This window comes from Paraburkholderia sp. BR14320 (assembly GCF_040948665.1).
Taxonomy (GTDB): domain Bacteria; phylum Pseudomonadota; class Gammaproteobacteria; order Burkholderiales; family Burkholderiaceae; genus Paraburkholderia; species Paraburkholderia youngii.
The window spans coordinates 508,387-527,089 of record NZ_JBFPKG010000001.1 but is presented as its reverse complement, the minus strand read 5'-3'; the positions used below and the strand labels follow the sequence as shown (position 1 = coordinate 527,089).

The window sequence follows — 18,703 nt, the reverse complement described above, 5'->3', positions numbered from 1 at the left end:
GAGTTGCTGTGGCTGACCGGCGTCAGCGATGGCTACGCCGTCCTTTCCGCTCAGCTGCGAGCCTCTCTTCGCTGCAGAGAGTGTTCGCTGGCGCTCGCTGCCATGCTCGGAGCATTCGCCGCGCCGAGCGACACGTTACGGGTCTCGGGAGCCATGCGAACCGATACGAGCAGGCCAATCAGGCTGATCCCACCCGCGATAAGCAGACCAGTCGCGCTTCCAAAATGGACTAGCACGGTAGGAAGGAGGAACGTTCCTGCCGCGGCTCCGATGCGGCTTGCAGACATCGCGAGTCCCATACCGGTTGCACGAAGATCAGTCGGAAAAACCTCGTTCGGGTAGATGAATTGCAGCCCGGAGCCGGCAGCTTCAGCCACCGTGAAGAGAACGAACAAACCGATCGCAACCGTGGCAATGTTCGACATCGGCGTTGCCAGAAGAAAAAGCGCGAGCGTTGCAAGAACGAAAGAGACCAGACAAAGCGTGCGCCGACCGACGCGGTTGACGACGAACATGCCGATCGCAGTTCCGACGATGGCAAATGAAATGATCACGAGCGAGCCGGCGAGTGGCTGAGTGACGCCGAGCGATTTCAATAGCATCGGTTGAAACGTCTTGATTGCGAACGAAGGCGCAATCTGACACATCCAGAAGATCGAGCAAAACACCAGCATGCGCCCATAGCCTCGCGAAAGCAGTTCGCGGATTTTGGACAGCCCGAGGCCACGCCCGGAGGTGCTGACTCGGGTTTCAGCAACGAGCGCCTCAAAGTCAACTTGCGGCCCAAGATGCTGTGCCACGATGCCACGAGCGGCGTCTACGCGTCCTGCGGAAATCAACCAGCGCGGCGACTCGGGGATGTTAAGGCGCAGCAGCAGGAAGATTGCCGAAGGAATCGCAGCGCTTGCAAGAATGTAGCGCCATACACCGCTTTCGCTGCCGCTAACGATCAAACCCGTTGCAAGGCTTATGGTGTATCCGACCCAGAGCAAAAGCACGAGGCTCGCGAGCACCGGCCCGCGAAGCTTCCGAGGCAGAAATTCAGCTGCCAGCGCGGTCGCTATGGGATAGTCCGCGCCCAGCGCAACCCCCATGACGAAACGAAGGATGAACAACGTCGTCACGTCATGCACGAACAGGTGCGCGAGTGAGCAGATAACGAATACGGCGAGATTAAGCACATACATCTTCTGGCGGCCGAAGCGGTCCGTCATGGGTCCGAAAACCAGGCCGCCGGCGAACATGCCGATCAGGCTCGACGCGCCGATCAGACCGATCTGCAGCGCGTTCAGCGCGAGGTCCTTCGCAATGAACGGCAGCGCTACAACGATGATCCCTAGCAGATACCCGTCACAGAACGGTCCCCCTGCCGCCACGAGGGCTATCCTCTTATGAAAGCGGCTCGGAGGTAAATCTTCGATGCCGACGAGTGCCTTGCCCATATGTGCCTCCAAACGTTACCGAATCAAATGACGGGATTTGTTTTTCTATTCAGCTAGGCTAAGGTGGGGGCACAATATCGGTCAATGTCAGATTTTATTCACCAAATATCGAAGGATTCGATATGCTGTTCAGCGAGGAGATCAACACGTTCCTGGCGGTGGTCCGCTCGGGAAGTTTGCTTCAGGCGGCCGAGATCGTATCTACGACGCAATCGACAGTCTCGTATCGGATCCAGTCCCTCGAGCGCCGGTTAGGACATCCGCTGTTGCGGCGTTCGAGGGGCGCGCGGGGCATATCGCTGACGGCGGAAGGTGAGCGTTTTCTCGACATTGCCGAGCGCTGGAAAATGCTCGAAATAGAGGCTGAGCAACTTCAGGCGAACCAGGTGCGGCACCTCGCTGTCGGTTCCGTGGACGCCGTTGCAATCAACGTGCTACCGCCGTTTGTCGCTGCGCTCTCTGATGAGACACCGCCTGTCCGATTACATATGGAAAGCTCGCGCTATTTCCAGCTCGCTAACCGGGTTGTTTCTGGTCACCTTGACGTAGCCTTCACACTGACTCCATCCGAACACGTCGATCTTGTTTCAAGAAAGATCCGAGACTATGCGATGTTTGTGGTCTACGCTGCGTCGGGTTCAGCCCCGTTGCCCGAAGTTCTCGACATGACGGATCTCGATCCATCAAGAGAAATTCATCTGCCGTGGTCGCCTCAGTTCGATCTATGGCGCGCTCGGCGCGGGTTTTCGCGGCACGTAAATTGGGTGGAGAAAGCACACATGCTGGCGCCGATGCTGAGAAACGGAGCGTGGGCCATTGTTCCTGCTTTTTTAACGACGCCATTGGCCAAGGAAACCGGATGCACGATCCATCGGATCGCTTTAAATCCACCCGATCCGCTTTCTCTTTTCATGATTTTGCGCAAACAGAGTGGCGATCCCAATGCACGACTGCAGCAACTCATCGAGATGGCTCTCACAGCCCTCAAATGACGTGACGCGGCAATAGAAGGAGAGGCCGGCGAAGATCACCTTTTCACGCTTCGCTTGCGGGTCTTCTTCGGCGTTGAGTCCGGCACTATCCGCGCCATTTTCTCCATCAGCTCGTCGTGCTCCTCGCGCAGCACTTCGATGAACGCGGACGCCAGCCGTTCGCGCGGCCGGTGCGGCGGGAACAGCAGATACATCGGGAACATCACCGCCGGCGAGAACGGCCGGATCGCGATGTCCGGCCCGACGAAGTCCAGCGCCACGCCTGGATGTGCGAGCGTCACACCCATGCCGCAGCGCACCAGCTCGCAGCAGATCGCCGTATATTGCGCCTCGATCGCCAGCTTGCGTTCGACGCCCGCCCGCAGGAACACCTCATCCATCTGCGCGCGCGTGCCGTCGCCGTGACACAGCGAGATGAACGACTCGCCCTCGAGATCAGCGGGCCTGATGACAGCCTTTGAAGCAAGCCGGTGCACCGCCGGCATCACGCACACGGCGGCCACTTTGGACAGCATCTCAACTTCGCAATTCGACGCCTCGCTGATGTACACCGCCACGCCCAGATCGCAGAACTGCGACGCCGTCCAGTGATTCACCGTGCCCGAGGTATTGACGTGCAGCGACACGGTCACACCGGGATGCAGCGCCTGAAAACGCTTGATCGCATGCGGCACGAGTGTGAGACCCGCTGAAGGCATCGCCGCGATGCGCAGACGCCCACTGCCCAGATTGCGGATCTGCGCAGCGGCGTTCGTGAGCCCCTGCAAGCCGACATACGCGCGCTCCACTTCGCGGAAAAACGCTGTGCCCTCGCTGGTTGGAATCAGCCGCACGCCGCTGCGCTGGAACAGCAGCAAGCCGGTCTCACGCTCCAACTGCGAGATCAGACGGCTCACATTCGGTTGCGACGTGAAAAGCGCTTTGGCCGCCGCCGTCATCGACCCGGCTACCATCACCGCCCGAAATGCCTCGACATGTTTCAGGTTCATCGGCTTCAACCCATATCAACAATGTATAGATTGCTATTTTATTCGTATTGGACTATATGACCATCCCGGCACAGACTGTGATGCATGGACACGCCACCAGAGCGTCCATTCCCACACTGACTGGAGATCGCCGTCATGCAAGAATCGCCGCGCCGCCGTTGCCGTTCTACGCTCCGCGCCCTCGTCTCCACACTGTCCGTCGTCTGTCTGACCGCTCCCTTCCACGTCCACGCCGAAACCACGCTGTATGTCGCGAACGTCGGCGGCTCGAACGAGCAGTTGTACCGGCAGAAAGTCATTCCGCCGTTCGAAAAAGCGCATGACGTGAAGATCGTTTATGTGGCGGGCAATTCAAGCGACACGCTCGCGAAGCTTCAGGCGCAGAAAGGCCATCAACAGATCAACGTTGCGGTGATGGACGACGGCCCCATGTATCAGGCGATGCAGCTCGGCCTGTGCGCGAAGGTCGAGGATGCGCCCGTGATGAAAGACCTCTACCCGCTCGCGCGGCTGGGCCCGACGGCCGTCGGCGTCGGCATGGTCGCGACGGGCATCGGCTACAACGAAGAGGCGTTCAGAAAGCTCGGCCTGCCCGCGCCCGATTCATGGCAGGCGCTCACCGACAAGCGCCTCAAGGGCAAGCTCGGCGTGCCGCCCATGACGAACACGTATGGACTGCACACGCTCGTCATGCTCGCGCGTCTGAACGGCGGCGGCGAAAAGAACATCGATCCGGGCTTCAACGCGATGACGAAACAGGTCGCACCCAACGTGCTGTCGTGGGCGCCGACGCCGGGCGAAATGGACGGCTTGATGCAATCCGGCGACGTCATCATGGCGCCGTACGGCAGCGGCCGCGCCGTCGCGTTGCAAAACACGGGCTTTCCGCTCAAATTCGTGTATCCGAAGGAGGGAGGCGTCGCGCTACAGGTAGCGGCCTGCGCGCTCGCCGAGAACGCACAGCCCAAGCTCTCGCAGGAGTTCATCCAGTATCTGCTGAGCCCGGAAGTGCAGGCGATGCAGGCGCAGGCAATCGGGCTCGGCCCCGTCAACAAGACCGTCAAGCTGACGCCCGAGGTCGCGGCGCGCGTGCCGTATGGTCCGGAACAGGTGCGCAAGTTGACGGCAATGGACTGGGCCACGATCAACCAGCATCGCACGGAATGGACGGAGCGCTGGAACCGCTCGGTCGAACGCTGAGCGCCGCAACCGCAGCATAGCCGCTTCACAGTTCCCACGTCCCGACTCCGAACCGGACCGACGCCATGACCTTTCTCACCCTGCAGGGCATCTCGAAGCGCTACGGCCATTTCACTGCCGTCGAGCAGCTCGATCTGTCCGTCGAACGCGGCGAGTTCCTGTCGCTGCTCGGGCCGTCCGGCTGCGGCAAGACGACCACGCTGCAGATGATCGCCGGCTTCGTCACGCCGAGCGCAGGCCGTATTACACTCGGCGGACGCGACATCACGCACGAGCGCCCCGAAAAGCGCGGCATGGGCGTCGTGTTTCAGAGCTATGCGCTGTTTCCGCATATGACGGTGGCGGGCAACGTGGGCTTCGGTCTCGAAATGCGCAACATGAAGCGCGACGAACGCGCGGTGCGCATCACCGAAGCGCTCGATCTGGTGCGGCTCAACGGGCTCGACGCGCGTTATCCGAAGGAACTGTCGGGCGGACAGCGTCAGCGCGTCGCGATTGCGCGGGCGCTGGCGATGCGCCCCAACCTGCTGCTGCTCGACGAACCGATGTCGAATCTCGACGCGAAGCTGCGCGAGGAGATGCACATCGAACTGCGCGCGATTCAGAAGCGACTCGGCATCACGACCATCCTGGTCACACACGACCAGGTCGAAGCGATGACGATGAGCGACCGTATCGCGGTGTTGCACAAGGGACGCATTGCGCAACTGAGCACGCCGTTCGATGCCTATGAACGTCCCGCTACGCCGTTTGCATCGACCTTTCTGGGGCGCACCAACACGCTGCCTGGCGAAGTGCGGGAGCGTAATCCGCGCTGCGCCGTCGTGGATGTGGCGGGCACGACGCTGCACGTGCCGCACGAAGGGCGCGATGTCGAAGGCGCAGTGCACGTCTACATTCGCCCGGAGAAAGTACGCCTTGCGAATGGCGACGCGCGCATGCACGGACGTATTGCGAACCGCGTGTTCATCGGTAACCAGTGGCTGCTCGAAGTCGATACGGCGCTCGGCAAACTCCATGTCGCGCAGCCGAACTTCGGCGCGCCGCCGCCCGACGAAGGCCATGAAGTCGGACTCTCGTTCACCGACGACGATCTGCGCGTGCTGACCCGGGAGCGTGCTCATGGCAACGCTTGACGATTCACGCGCGGGCGCGGCGCCCTGGCTGCTCTCTTCGCCGGCACTGCTGCTGTTCGGCGCGCTGCTGTTCGTGCCGCTCGTGCTGACGCTGCTGCTGTCGTTTCGCGTGTTCAGCGATGTGGCCGGTGTGCAGGCCGCGTACACGCTGAAAAATTACGTCGAAGTGCTGAGCGATCCGTACTACGGCGAAATCTTTTTGCGCACGGTGGGTCTCGCGCTCGCCGTGACGCTGCTAAGCGTACTGCTCGGCGTGCCGGAAACCATCGTGCTCGCGCGCATGAAGCGGCCCTGGCAGTCGCTATGTCTGCTGATCGTACTCGGCCCGTTGCTGATTTCCGTCGTGGTGCGCACGCTCGGCTGGCAGATTCTGCTTGGCAATAACGGCGTGCTCAATAACGCGCTGCAAGCCTTTCACATTACGTCCGAGCCGATCCGTCTCGTCTTCACGATGACGGGCATGATCATCGCGCTCACGCATGTGCTGGTGCCGTTCATGGTGATGTCGGTGTGGGCGACGCTGCAAAAGCTCGATCCGCACGTCGAATGGGCGGGGCTGTCGATGGGCGGTTCGCCACTGCGCGTGTTCCGCCGCGTGGTGCTGCCGCAGATCATGCCCGGTGTGCTGTCGGGTTCAATCATCGTATTCGCGCTGTCCGCCTCGGCTTTCGCGACGCCGGCGCTGATCGGCGGGCGCCGTCTGAAAGTGGTGGCCACCGCCGCCTACGACGAATTCCTCGGTACGCTGAACTGGCCGCTCGGCGCGAGCATCGCCGTGTTGCTGCTGATTGCGAACGTCGCGATCGTGATGGGTTGCAGCCGTCTCGCCGAGCGCCGTTTCAAGCATATTTTCGAGTGACGCCATGAAACAGAACGGATTGTGGGGCCTGCTGTTCAACGCGCTGTTCCTCACTTTCATCCTCGCACCGCTCGTCGCCGTGATGCTGGTCGCGTTCACCGACAAGGGCTTCATCTCGATGCCCTTCGACGGAGCGTCGCTGCGCTGGTTTCGCGCGATCCTGCAGAACGACGACATCGTGTCGGCATTCTGGCTTTCCGTGCGGCTCGCGTTCGTGGCGGCGACCATCGGCGTGGCGCTCGCGGTGCCCGCCGCGCTCGCTATTGCGCGCTATCGCTTCGCGGGCCGTGGCGCGCTGATGAGCTTCTTCCTGTCGCCGATGATGATTCCCGCCGTCGTGCTCGGCATCGCGTTCCTGCGCTTTCTGTCACTGCTGCATCTGAGCGGCTCGTTCTGGGCGCTGGCGGCAACGCACGTGATCATCGTGCTGCCGTATGGGCTGCGCCTCGCGCTGTCGTCGGCCGTCGGGCTCGATCGCGATGCCGAACGCGCGGCGCTGTCGTGCGGTGCGAGCCGCTTCACCGCGTTTCGCCGCGTCGTGCTGCCGATGATCCGCACGGGCGTCGCCGGCGGATGGGTGCTGTCGTTCATCCAGAGTTTCGACGAGCTGACGATGACCATATTCGTCGCGACCCCCGGCACGACCACGCTGCCCGTCGCCATGTACAACCAGATCGCGCAGACCATCGATCCGCTCGTCGCTTCCGTGTCGGCGGTGCTGATCGTCGGCACGGTTCTGCTGATGGTGCTGCTCGACCGCATGGTCGGACTGGACCGCATCCTCATTGGAGAAGCTCGATGATTCGTCACGCTACCGACAACCCCGACGTGCTCGTGCTGGGCGGCGGACTGGTCGGTTCCGCCGTTGCCTGGGGCCTTGCGCGCGAAGGCGCGAACGTCACCGTGCTCGACCAGGACGACGGCGCGTTCCGCGCGTCGCGCGGCAACTTCGGGCTGGTCTGGATTCAGGGCAAGGGCTATGGCTTGTCGCCGTATGCACGCTGGTCGCGCAGCTCGGCTTCGCGCTGGCCGTCGCTCGCTGCGGCGTTGCTCGACGAAACCGGTATCGACGTCGCGCTGCGCCAGCCGGGCGGCTTCCACTTCTTTTTCTCCGAAGACGAAATCGCAGAACGCGCGAAGCGTCTCGGCGCCTTGCAGCGTGAACTGGGCGACTACCCGTATCAGTTGCTCGATGCGCGCGAAGTGCGAGAGCGTATTCCCGAAATCGGGCCGGACGTGATCGGCGCGAGCTACACGCCGATGGACGGCCACGTCAATCCCCTCAAGCTGCTGCGCGCGCTCCACGCGGGCATGCAGCGGCGCGGCGTGAAGCTCGTCAACAACGAGGAAGCGCTGCGCATCACACCCGAACACGGCGGCTTCACGGTACAAGGCAAACTCGGCACCTACCGCGCGGCGCGCGTCGTGCTCGCGGCGGGCCTCGGCAATCGCGCGCTCGCGCCGCACGTCGGACTGCATGCGCCCGTCGCACCGAATCGCGGACAGGTGCTGATCAGCGAACGCGTCGCGCCGTTCCTGCGTTACCCGACCCTCAACGTGCGCCAAACCGACGAAGGCACGCTGCAATTCGGCGATTCGATGGAAGAAGTCGGTTTCGACGACTTCACGACGACGCCCGTGCTGTCCGACATTGCGCGGCGCGGCGTGCGCGCCTTTCCGCTGCTGAAGAACGTGCGGCTGGTGCGCACGTGGGCCGCGTTGCGCGTCTACAGCCCCGATGGTTTTCCGATCTACGACGAATCCGCTCGCCATCCCGGCGCGTTCGTCGTCACCTGCCACAGCGGCGTGACGCTGGCCGCCGCGCACGCGCTGCGCATCGCGCCGTGGATCGCGGGCGGCGCGATGCCCGATGAAATCCCCGCGCTGTCCGGCACGCGCTTTCTCGAATCCCCTGCACTCACCCCCGCTCACTGATTCCGACATGACCCTCACACCGCTCTTCAAGGCCTTGCCCGGCGCCGATGCGCCGGTCGACATCTGGTTCAACGATCAGCCGCTGCGCGTGCCGGGCGGCCGGTCGGTGGCGGCGGCGCTGCTCGCTGCCGGCATCGCGCGGTTCCGTGCGACACCCGTCTCGGGCGCGCCGCGCGCGCCGTATTGCATGATGGGCGCGTGCTTCGAGTGTCTCGTCGAGATCGACGGCGTGCCGAGCCGGCAAAGCTGCATGGTGACCGTGCGCGCCGGCATGCGCATCCGCTCGCAGGAGGGCGCGCGCGATCTGCCGCCCGTCGATGTTTCACTGGAGGACGCTCATGCCCGCTGATCACGCTGTCGAAACCGTGTCGAGTTTCCCTTCGGAAGCCGTCGATGTCGTCGTGGTCGGCGCCGGTCCCGCCGGCATGAGCGCGGCGACGCGCGCCGCGAGCGCTGGCCTGTCAGTGGTGCTGCTGGACGAACAGGACGCCGTCGGCGGGCAGATCTATCGGGCGATCGGCCGCGCCGATGCGCGCCGCAAGGAGATTCTCGGCCCAGATTACGCAGCGGGCGCATCGCTCGCCGACGCCTTCTCGCGCTCTGGCGCACGGCATGTCGCGCATGCGTCCGTGTGGCAGGTGACGCGCGAACATGCCGTGCACTATCTGAGGGACGGCAAGGTCGGCAGCTTCGACGCACGCCGCGTGATTCTGGCCACGGGCGCGCTGGAAAGGCCGTTCCCGATTCCCGGCTGGACGCTGCCCGGCGTACTGACGGCGGGCGCCGCGCAGATCCTGCTGAAAAGCGCGGGCGAGGTGCCCGCCGAGCCGCCCGTGCTGGCGGGCTGCGGTCCGCTGCTCTATCTGCTCGGCTGGCAGTACGTGCGTGCCGGCGTGCCGATCCGCGCACTCGTCGACACGACTCGTCACGAAGACCGCTGGCGCGCGAAGAAACATCTGCTGTCGGCGTTGCGCGCGTGGCCGTTCCTGAGCAAGGGCCTGCAACTGATCCGCACGCTGCGCGCCGCGGGCGTGCCCATCTACGAAGCCGCCGACGAACTGCGCGTCGAGTCGAAGCAGGACGCGCAAGGCGTCGAGCGCGCCGCCGCGCTGAGTTTCAGCACGCAAGGCCGTGCGCAGCGGATCGACGCGAACGTGATCCTCCTGCATCAGGGCGTCGTGCCCAATACGCAGTTCACGCTGTCGTTGCGCGCGCACCACCATTGGGACGCCGCGCAGCTATGCTTCGCACCGACCACCGACGCATGGGGCGAACTCGACGTGCCGGGCATCTTCGTCGCGGGCGACGGCGGCGGTATCGGCGGTGCGCTGGCGGCGGCCGAACAGGGCGCGCTCGCCGCGCTACGGGTCGCCAGTCAACTCGGTGCCATCGATGCAGCTGCCTGCGAGCGCGAAGCCGAGCCGCACCGCCGCGCGCTGGGGAGCGTGATGCGCATCCGTCCGTTTCTGGACAGCCTGTACCGCCCGCGCGACGCGAACCGCATTCCGCGCGACGACGTGGTCGTGTGCCGCTGCGAGGAAGTGACGGCGGGCGACGTGCGCGGTTTCGTCGAACTCGGCTGCCTCGGCCCGAACCAGGCGAAATCGTTCGGGCGCTGCGGGATGGGCCCGTGTCAGGGTCGCATGTGCGGCCTGACCGTCACCGAAATCATCGCCGACGCGCGCAAGGTGCCGCCGGGCGAAGTCGGCTATTACCGCATCCGTCCGCCCATCAAGCCGCTGACGCTCGGAGAACTCGCCGGTGAATGACGCTACCCGCTCCTCTTCCGGCGCCGTGCGCGAGGCCGACGTGCTGGTGATCGGCGGCGGGCTGCACGGCTCGAGCAGCGCGTTCCATCTGGCCGCGCGCGGCGCGAACGTGATCGTGCTCGAAGCCGACTACGTCGGGCGGCACTCGTCAGGCGTCAATGCGGGGGGCGTGCGCACGCTCGGCCGCCCGCTGCCCGAGATTCCGCTCGCGTTGATGTCGCGCAAAATCTGGCACAGCCTGCGCGAAACGATCGGCGACGACGGCGGCTTCGTGCCGTCCGGCCAGTTGAAGATCGCGGAGACGGAAGCCGAACTCGACGAATGCCGCGCCCGCGTCGCGCAACTCGAAGCGCACGGCTTCACGCACGAAAAGCTGATCGACCGCGCGAGCGTGCTCGAACTCGAGCCGGCGCTCGCGCGGCACGTGACGGGCGGCATCTGGGTCGAGCGCGACGGCTATGCGCTGCCGTTCAAGACCACCACCGCCTTCCGACTCGCCGCGCAGCGGCATGGTGCGGCGTTTTTCGAAGGCACGCCGGTCACGCGCATCGAACAACGCGGCACGCGCTGGTTCGCGCAGACGCCGCGCGGCGGGTTCAGCGCGGACAAACTCGTCGTCACGGCGGGCGCGTGGGCGGGACAACTGGCCGAACAGGTGGGTGAACGCGTGCCCGTGCACCCCGAAGGGCTGATGCTGATGGTCACGCATCGCGTCGCGCCGTTCTGCCGCGCGACGCTGGGTGCAACCGGGCGTCCGTTGTCGTTCAAGCAGTTCGACAATGGCACCGTCGTGATCGGCGGCAAGCTGATCGGTATCGCCGATCTGCACGGCCGGCATGGCGAAGTCGATTTCGCGCGGCTCGTGCGTAGCGCCAATACCGTCGTCGATCTCTTCCCGCATTTGCGGCATCTCGGCGTGAACCGCGCGTGGGCCGGCGTCGAAGCATTCACCGACGATGCGCTGCCCGTGCTCTCACCTAGCCGCCGCGCGTCGAATCTCGTCTATTCGTTCGGCTATTGCGGCAGCGGTTTCCAGCTTGGACCGGCCTGCGGGCGGCTCGTATCCGAACTCGTGCTCGACGGCAAGGCTTCGCTGCCGCTCGACGACTTCGCGATCGACCGCTTTACGCGCCAGTCCGTGCCGCAGCCGACGGCCAGCGCCGCCGCGCACTGATCGCACCCGCGCGCCGCCCGGTGCGCTTTCCTGTACTCAAACCAAGGAGAGCCGGGCGAAAAATCGACCGCCATAAGCCCATTCCGTCACGTCGACGACGCGCGCGTGTTGAATCAACTTGCGCACTGGGTACCCGAACCGGATTTGCGACAGCGCATCCTGGTCATCAATCCAACTACGCTTTATGGCTTTTGCTGCATTGTCCGGGTCCCGGAGGTTTTCAGAACCGGTACTTGAACCGGATCTGGCCGCCATTCTCGACCTCGTGCGCGGCAACGACGCCGTCATACTCCAGACGCACATCGAGACGTTTGGTCGTATAGACCTCTACCCCAGCGGAAAACTTGCCTGCAACGTGCGCATTGGTGAGCGTATTGGTGAAGCTGCCGAAACCCGGGGCAGCGGCGAACGACGCGTTGGTCGTGTAGCTATTGCCTGCAATGAAGCTCACCCCAGCGCCGACATAAGCGTCGACTGTCGCTGACCCTATCTGCGCGCGCGTCCCGATCCGCAGATTCGGCGTGCCGGTCGCAATGACGCTGTTCGCACTATTCACCTTCAGGTTGAGCGCGCCCGCACCGCTCTCCGTGTAGCCCGGGAGATTGATGTAGTTCAGGTCGCCGTCGAGCGCCGGCTCCAGGTAGAAACGGCCGAACGGAATCTGATAGGCCGCGCGCATGTGCATTCCGAGATTGAACGAATTGGGCGAGGCGGTCGCCACCGCATTGGCGCTCGGGATCACGCGCGAGCTGTTCAACCAGCCGTAGCTCGCGTCCATCGCACCGCTGAAAGTCCACGGCCCGACCTCGTGCTTGAGCGCGACGACGCCAAGAAGCGCATTGCCGTTGGCGCTCGTCAGGTTGTCGTTGCCGGTGAAACGGTCGGTCTCGTAGCCGATGGCGCCACCGAGGAACCAGCCGGGCTGTAGCTGGACCTGCCCGCCGACTTTCATCGTCGTACCTTGCCAGCCGAAACCTGGGAACGAAGCGTCGGCGCTGCGGTTTTCCCACATACCCGTGGCGCGGAACCACACGCAGGAGCCCTGCTTTCTCACGGTGGTGTCGTCGTCGCCGAACTCTGGACAACTGAAGACGGAGCGCGAGAATGCCTGGCTGGACTGGTAGCGTGCAGCGGCAACGCCGAGCAACTCCTGGCCGGAAACGGCGGTTAGCGTCTGGGCATAGCCCGCTGTGCTACCGGCGCTACCGAAGGCTCCGAAGATGGGAGCAAAGGTAGGATCGGCACTGTTCCACAACCGGTCCAGATTGGCTGCGACACTCTGCTGCGTGGCCGAAGCCCCCTTGCTCGCACCGACGAAGTCCGCATCGGTTTTGATCGCGACGGTGTTGCCCTGCACCAGCGGCGTGAAGCGGTAGACCGGCGTGGAAAAACCCGCGAGCGCCGTATCCGGCCGAATTCCGCCGGCCGCCGACAGCACGGTGCTCGTGCTCTTCAGATAGCTCACCGGATCGGCCTGCACCTTGCCGGCAAGCGCGGCGGTACCCGTGATGTTGAGCAGATCGGACCGCTTGTTGGCCGGATCGATCTGTACGTTCAGCGTGCCAGTCGAACTCTGCACGAGATTGCCGGTGAGAATCGTATTGCCGATCGACTTCGCGCCGCCGACTTTCAGCGTACCGGCGTTGTTCACCGTGCCGCCTCCGACGTTCAGCGTGGCCGGTGTGTCGATAACGCCACCGGGCAGATTGTTGACAACGCTGTTGCCGGGGCCACCAAGGACGTGGATGTCACCGGTGATAGTGCCGGAGTTGTTGACCGTGGTGGTGGCGGACGCCTCGCCATACAACGTGGGGTCCACCAGGATCGCGTATTTGCCCAAGGTCTGGATGGTGCCCTGGTTGGTGATGATGTTGTTATTGCCGCCGATCAGACGGACGGCGGCAGCGTCGCGAAACTCCGGGTCCAATCCCCCCATTGAGGAGGTCCGGAAATTGGGATCGGTCGTGCCGCCTATGACTTTCGACCCGGGCGCCAGGTGGATCGAGATTTGCCCGCCTTTCTGGCCGTCGCTTTGCGCGAGGATGCCGGCGGACCCGACACCTGTGGCCATGACCGTGTCGTTATCCCTGACGTTGACGGCGACCAGGCCGCCCACGCCGGCGCCACCCGCGCTGCCACGTGCCACATCATGCAGCGGGCCGAGCGGGCTTGAGTTGTAGTTGGAGGCCACCAGACCACCGCCACCGCCGATCGATTGCGCGAAGATTGCCGGCGCGTACCGGCCGGTCGTCACGACCTTCCCGCCGTCTACCACGATGACGTTGACGGTGCCGCCATTGCCGCTGTTGGCAAATACCACGCCGCCCGTATTGTCACCGTAGTAGTTCGGGGCGGACGGGTCGCCGGCAAAGCCCCCGCCACCGCCGATCGATTGTGCGACGATCCCATACGCACCGTCGCCGGTGGTAGAGACAGTGTGATTGGTGTCCACGACAAGAACGTTGCCGCCATTGCCGCTCGCGCCGCCGGCGCCAACGAGCGCGTTCGTGTTCGTGTTGATCTGTCCGCCCGCCACGAACCCGCCCCCGCCGCCGATCGACTGCGCGACGATACCGTGCGCGTCGAGCCCGCTCGTCGTCACGTTGCCTTGCGTGTTGACAGTGACGCCGCCGCCATTTCCCGAACTGCCGTTCTGACCGCCGAAGCTCAGTGTCACCCCGTAGATGTCGGCGATCCGTCCCTGCGGATTCTGGACGGCTTTGGAAGGATCGAACGTCTCATCGCTGCTCGCGGTCGTCACGACACCGCCGCCGCCTCCGATACTTTGCGCGAGGATGCCGACGCTGTGCTTGCCAAGTGTCGTGACCGTGCCGCCGTTGCTGACGCTCACGTCGCCACCATTCCCGGCGCCTCCGCCATTGCCGCCCACGGCGATCGACAGGCTTTTCAGCGAACCGCTGACCGCCCCCGACATCGCGCCGTTGCCGCCACCGCCGCCTACGCTCTGCGCGTACACGCCGAACGCTTCCACCCCCTGCGTCTCGACTGCACCATTTGCCTTCTGCACGACACTCACCGCCCCGCCCGAGCCCGCCGCGCCACCGCTGCCGCCCACGGCGACCGCGGCCTGCACCTTCGAATCATTATTCGACTTGCCGGTCGAATTCGCCGCGCCGCCGCTGCCGCCGCCGCCGCCAATGCTCTGCGCGAAGATGCCGTGGGATTGCGCGCCATAGGTGCCGATCGCGCCGGTGTTGCTGGCGTTCACCGCGCCGCCCAGGCCACCCGCGCCGCCACTGCCGCCGACCGCCACGCCGACGCTGATCTGGTTCACGGTGCCCAGAACTTTCGATACCCCGTCCGGCTGCGTGAGAAGTTTTTCCAGGTCACCATAAGTCGCTTTGATTTTTTCGCCGAGCACTCCGACCTGCAGGATGTTGTTGCCCAGGTTCTGCACGTTCTGGTTGAGGCCGAGGCCCTGACCCAGAATGCCAAACAGCGTCTGGGCGTTGGAGATCGTGTCGAGGCCGCCGCTGCCGCCCGCGGCCGCCGCGCCCTTGCCGCCTTTGCCCCCGCCGCCGCCGACGCTTTGCGCGAAGATGCCGGTCGAGGCCGCGCCGCGGGTGACGATGTTGCCGTTGTTGGTCGTCGTCACCGTGTTGCCGTCGCCGCCGACGCCACCCTTGCCGCCAACACCCACGGCGATGGCATCCTTGCCGCCGCTGGCCGCAGCGGTACCTCCGCCGCCTGCGCCGCCGCCGCCGCCCACGCTCTGGGCGAACACGGCATCGGCGCCGTCGCCACGCGTCGCGATCGAACCGTCGTTGGTCAGGCCGACCGTGCCGCCCGTCCCCCCCGTTCCACCCGTTCCGCCCACCGCGATTGACGCGCTGAAGCTGGCTTTGGCGTTAGCCGCCGTTGCCGAGGCATCGCCCGTTCCGCCATTGCCGCCGCCACCGCCAATTGACTGTGCGAACACGCCATGGGCGTCCTGGCCCAGGGTTGCGACGAGCCCTGAGTTTTCGAGGTTGACGGCGCCGCCCGTGCCGCCGCTGCCGCCGCTGCCCCCGAGAGCCACGGAGACCGACAGGGACGCCCCCTTGGCATGCGACGCGGAGTAGGACGCGGCGGTTGCGTCGCCGCCCGTACCACCGCCGCCACCGACGGACTGCGCGAAAACGCCGGTCGCGCTGTCGCCCGCAGTGGTGATCAGGCCGGAATTATCAAGCGTGACATTGCCGCCGGTGTTGCCGGTCCCGCCGGCGCCGCCGATAGCGGCGCTGACACTGATCGAAGGAATATTTGGGCTGGCCGATGCTGCAACGGCACGCGCCGTGGCGCTGCCGCCGGAGCCGCCGCCGCCGCCGATACTTTGCAGCACGACACCTTCGGCGTCCGAACCATACGTAACGACCTGCCCCGTGTTGGTCAGCGACACCGCGCCGGCCGCGCCGCCTCCGCCGCCTTGTCCCCCGATGGCAACCGAGCTCGACAGCGGGCCGCCGACGGTGAACGCTGTAGCGTTGCCGCCATTGCCGCCACCGCCGCCGATCGACTGAGCCTTGATACCGGCTGCGTGGTCGCCGTAGGTCGTGACGAGTGCGCCGTTGTCAACGGTGACCTGGCCGCCCGCGCCGCCACCGTGGGCATCACCGCCGATCACCATGGTGATCAGCCCCCCGCCGCTCGACGTCGCGCTGCCGGCATTGCCGCCGGAGCCGCCAATGCTTTGCGCAAGGATGCCGGCTCCGCCGCTCTGGTCGAGGCTGCCAAACACGCTGTTCTGGCCCAGCGTGAGTTTCACCGCGCCGCCATTGCCGCCCTGGCCGCCGTTGCCGCCGATCTCGAAGCCCGCGCCAGCGGTGAAGCCGCTGGCGTCACCGCCGCTTCCGCCGCCACCGCCGATGCTTTGCGCGATCAGCGGGATGCTGCCTACGCCTGATTGACTGCCGACCGTGACAAGGGCGTGGTCCGAGTTCACCGTGACCGCGCCGCCATCGCCGCCCGCGGCACCTGCACCGCCCGTGCCGGCCAGCGCGAAGCTGACACTACCGCCATTGCCCCCGCCGCCTCCGACACTTTGCACCAACGCGCCATGTGTATATGGGCCGTTCGTTTTAATCGTCGCCGTGTTCGCCGCGTCTCCAAGGGTCAGCGAAGCCTCCCCGCCAGCGCCTGCCTTACCACCATCACCGCCTTCACCCACGACAGTGCTCTGGGCGCCGTCACCGATACCGCCGGCGCCTCCATTGGCCTGCACCAGCACCCCCTCACCCCCGATCAACCCGGTAGCAGACTGCCCGGCCGGAACATTCGCGGTGTAATCGATGGAACCAAGGACGGTGGCGCTGGCGCTGCGGGCAATTCCGCCGTTGCCGCCCACACCACCCTCGTTGCGGAATGAGCCGTCGATGGCAGTGCCACCGCCCCCGCCCGCTCCGCCGTTCGCCTTGGCGGTTACGCCGCTGCCCGGCTGATACCGACTATTCGCCGGTTGCATCTGATCGGAGAACACGATATGGCCACCGCTGCCCAGTTCCGCGCTCGCTGTGCCGCCGTTGCCTCCGTTGCCGCCGGTCCCGCCAAAACTGCCACTTCCACCGTACGCGCCACCAGCGCTGCCGCCCGTACCGCCATCGGCGTCGGCCTGCATCGGAAAGATCTGGCCTGCCGGGGTGCTGGCGGTCAGACTGCCGTTCTGAAAGGCAAGCGTCGCGGTACCGCCGGCGCCGCCGTTGCCGCCCTTGCCTCCATGGCCTTCTACAACCAAATCGCCCGGAGTGGGCGAGTTGCCACCTACCCCGCCGGTCCCGCCCAGGGCGGACGCTCGCAGGCCGACACCATAGAACTGAATGCTGCCGGAGGCGTTAAGCGCTGCCTGACCACCCCGCCCCCCTGCTCCGCCGTTGCCGCCGTAGAGCGGCTCAGTACCTTGGGCATTGGACACGGCACCCACTCCGCCGGTGCCGCCATTGGCTTGCACGTCGAGCGCAACTTCCGGAAGGACACCTTTCGGGTCGGGACCAACCGTGCCGCTAAACTGCACGGAGACCGCGCCGCCATTGCCTGCCGCCCCGCCGTTTCCCGTGTGGGCGGAGCCATTGGCGTCATAACCGCCCTGTCCACCGGCACCACCATCACCACCGTCGACGGACCATCCCGCTCCCATCGTGGGGCTGATGAAGGTCGGCGCGAATCCCCCCTTCACCGTAATTCCGCTGTTGACACTGTTAAAGGAACCACCCGACTGACCAGCGAAGCCATCCTGGCCCACTCCGTTCCAAGAGCCGTCGTCGGCGCCTTTGCATCCCGCCTGCCCCGCGGCGTTCAGGTAGTACTGCGGAAGCGGCGCTGCGCCAAACGACTGATTGGAAAAGTTGGTCTGTGCCGGCGCCGCAGGCAGCGCCGGGTTGGCGCTGCTGTTGCACTGGGCTCGCACAGCGACCGGAACAAACAGCGCGGCAAGCGACGTTACGGCAGAGGCCAAGGCAACCACGGTCCGACGCTTGCGGCCGCAGCAATCCTCAAAACAAGGCGCCGACGTCAATGTCCGCGCAGACTCACAATGCGATGAATGCTTGAATATGTACACGAACTTCCTCATTCGGTTCTGTCGCAATAACAGGTGCAACTGGTTCCAGTCTTTTGAAAAGACATCGAATCTGTCTGCGAGTCGCACAGAGACTGGTTTTACTGGCGACCCGGCTCGATCGGACAAAATCCGATTTCTGGACACGACGAATGACCGCAAGCCGGCACTCGCAAGTGATGCCTACGAAATTGAGCGCTGCACAGGAAGATGATTAATTTCTAACTTTCGCCGGAATAATTCGGCGGAGGCATGGTCACATAATCATGAAACTTAAAAGCGACTTAATATGGTTAAATGCTTTCATAATAAATCTCACGATCCAGCGTGCCGAGGCACCCAATGCGCGTTTGAAAAGACATCAATCCGTTGCGCTTAAGTTGCATAGTGCGCGTGATAACTTAGATAACTATTAGTAGGAGGGAACATCAGGTGCCGCTAGCCGGGCTTTGTTCAATGGAACAAAAATGCGAATATCGAGGAGCTGAAGAGCGCGGCGCGAATTTCGAGCCTGGGACTCCGCTTCCACTACGGGCGTCGCGCTATGGCAAGCCGGTTGGTGTTCTATGGTGACCGGGCGAAGGTGTTCTGCTGAACATCGGCCGGCAAGACCGGCAACGGCGTAGTGTTGACGAAAGTATGGATTAGCACGATTCG

The 18,703-nt window shown here is 64.5% G+C and carries 13 protein-coding genes; 9 read left to right on the top strand and 4 right to left on the bottom strand.

Annotated elements, in window-relative coordinates; all coding sequences use genetic code 11:
- Positions 1–50 precede the first annotated feature (50 nt).
- On the bottom strand, positions 51–1,442 hold the full coding sequence (locus AB3X89_RS02385; RefSeq protein ID WP_368581623.1) for an MFS transporter: 1,392 nt from the start codon (positions 1,440–1,442) through the stop codon (positions 51–53).
- Positions 1,443–1,564: 122 nt separating this feature from the next.
- Between AB3X89_RS02385 and AB3X89_RS02380 the strand changes: the two genes are divergently transcribed.
- Positions 1,565–2,434: a LysR family transcriptional regulator gene (locus tag AB3X89_RS02380; RefSeq protein ID WP_013093470.1), complete on the top strand. Its 870-nt coding sequence runs from the start codon at positions 1,565–1,567 to the stop codon at positions 2,432–2,434.
- A gap of 35 nt (positions 2,435–2,469) precedes the next feature.
- Here AB3X89_RS02380 and AB3X89_RS02375 read toward each other — a convergent pair whose 3' ends face one another.
- Positions 2,470–3,423, bottom strand: a complete 954-nt coding sequence (locus AB3X89_RS02375; RefSeq protein ID WP_368581622.1) for a LysR substrate-binding domain-containing protein — start codon at positions 3,421–3,423, stop codon at positions 2,470–2,472.
- Between the two features lie 135 nt (positions 3,424–3,558).
- On the opposite strand from AB3X89_RS02375, the gene AB3X89_RS02370 reads away from it, so the two are divergent.
- The 8 genes from AB3X89_RS02370 to AB3X89_RS02335 all read left to right on the top strand — a co-directional run bounded on the left by AB3X89_RS02370 (position 3,559) and on the right by AB3X89_RS02335 (position 11,496).
- Entirely contained in the window at positions 3,559–4,623 is a 1,065-nt protein-coding gene (locus AB3X89_RS02370) for an ABC transporter substrate-binding protein (protein WP_368581621.1), read from the top strand.
- A 65-nt stretch (positions 4,624–4,688) separates the two neighbouring features.
- Entirely contained in the window at positions 4,689–5,759 is a 1,071-nt protein-coding gene (locus AB3X89_RS02365; protein WP_368581620.1) for an ABC transporter ATP-binding protein, read from the top strand.
- Positions 5,746–6,618 (top strand): ABC transporter permease, encoded by an 873-nt coding sequence (locus AB3X89_RS02360; protein WP_368581619.1) that lies wholly within the window; start codon positions 5,746–5,748, stop codon positions 6,616–6,618. Before AB3X89_RS02365 ends, AB3X89_RS02360 begins: the two co-directional genes overlap by 14 nt.
- Positions 6,619–6,622: 4 nt before the next feature.
- Positions 6,623–7,420 (top strand): ABC transporter permease, encoded by a 798-nt coding sequence (locus tag AB3X89_RS02355; RefSeq protein WP_368581618.1) that lies wholly within the window; start codon positions 6,623–6,625, stop codon positions 7,418–7,420.
- Positions 7,417–8,553 carry an NAD(P)/FAD-dependent oxidoreductase gene (locus AB3X89_RS02350; protein ID WP_368581617.1) on the top strand — a complete coding sequence of 379 codons (1,137 nt, stop codon included), beginning with the start codon at positions 7,417–7,419 and terminating at the stop codon, positions 8,551–8,553. Before AB3X89_RS02355 ends, AB3X89_RS02350 begins: the two co-directional genes overlap by 4 nt.
- A gap of 7 nt (positions 8,554–8,560) precedes the next feature.
- Positions 8,561–8,902: a (2Fe-2S)-binding protein gene (locus tag AB3X89_RS02345; protein WP_368581616.1), complete on the top strand. Its 342-nt coding sequence runs from the start codon at positions 8,561–8,563 to the stop codon at positions 8,900–8,902.
- Positions 8,892–10,322, top strand: a complete 1,431-nt coding sequence (locus AB3X89_RS02340; RefSeq protein ID WP_368581615.1) for an FAD-dependent oxidoreductase — start codon at positions 8,892–8,894, stop codon at positions 10,320–10,322. The genes AB3X89_RS02345 and AB3X89_RS02340 overlap by 11 nt, the downstream gene beginning before the upstream one ends.
- The gene (locus AB3X89_RS02335; protein WP_368581614.1) at positions 10,315–11,496 is read left to right on the top strand and encodes an NAD(P)/FAD-dependent oxidoreductase; all 1,182 of its coding nucleotides are present in this window, start codon (positions 10,315–10,317) and stop codon (positions 11,494–11,496) included. The genes AB3X89_RS02340 and AB3X89_RS02335 overlap by 8 nt, the downstream gene beginning before the upstream one ends.
- Before the next feature lie 36 nt (positions 11,497–11,532).
- On the opposite strand, the gene AB3X89_RS02330 is transcribed toward AB3X89_RS02335, so the two are convergent.
- Together AB3X89_RS02330 and AB3X89_RS02325 are read right to left on the bottom strand one after the other, a co-directional pair.
- Positions 11,533–11,751 carry a hypothetical protein gene (locus AB3X89_RS02330; RefSeq protein ID WP_368581613.1) on the bottom strand — a complete coding sequence of 73 codons (219 nt, stop codon included), beginning with the start codon at positions 11,749–11,751 and terminating at the stop codon, positions 11,533–11,535.
- Positions 11,717–18,136, bottom strand: coding sequence for an autotransporter outer membrane beta-barrel domain-containing protein (locus tag AB3X89_RS02325; protein ID WP_368581612.1), 6,420 nt, complete (start codon positions 18,134–18,136; stop codon positions 11,717–11,719). The genes AB3X89_RS02330 and AB3X89_RS02325 overlap by 35 nt, the downstream gene beginning before the upstream one ends.
- Positions 18,137–18,703: the final 567 nt, after the last annotated feature.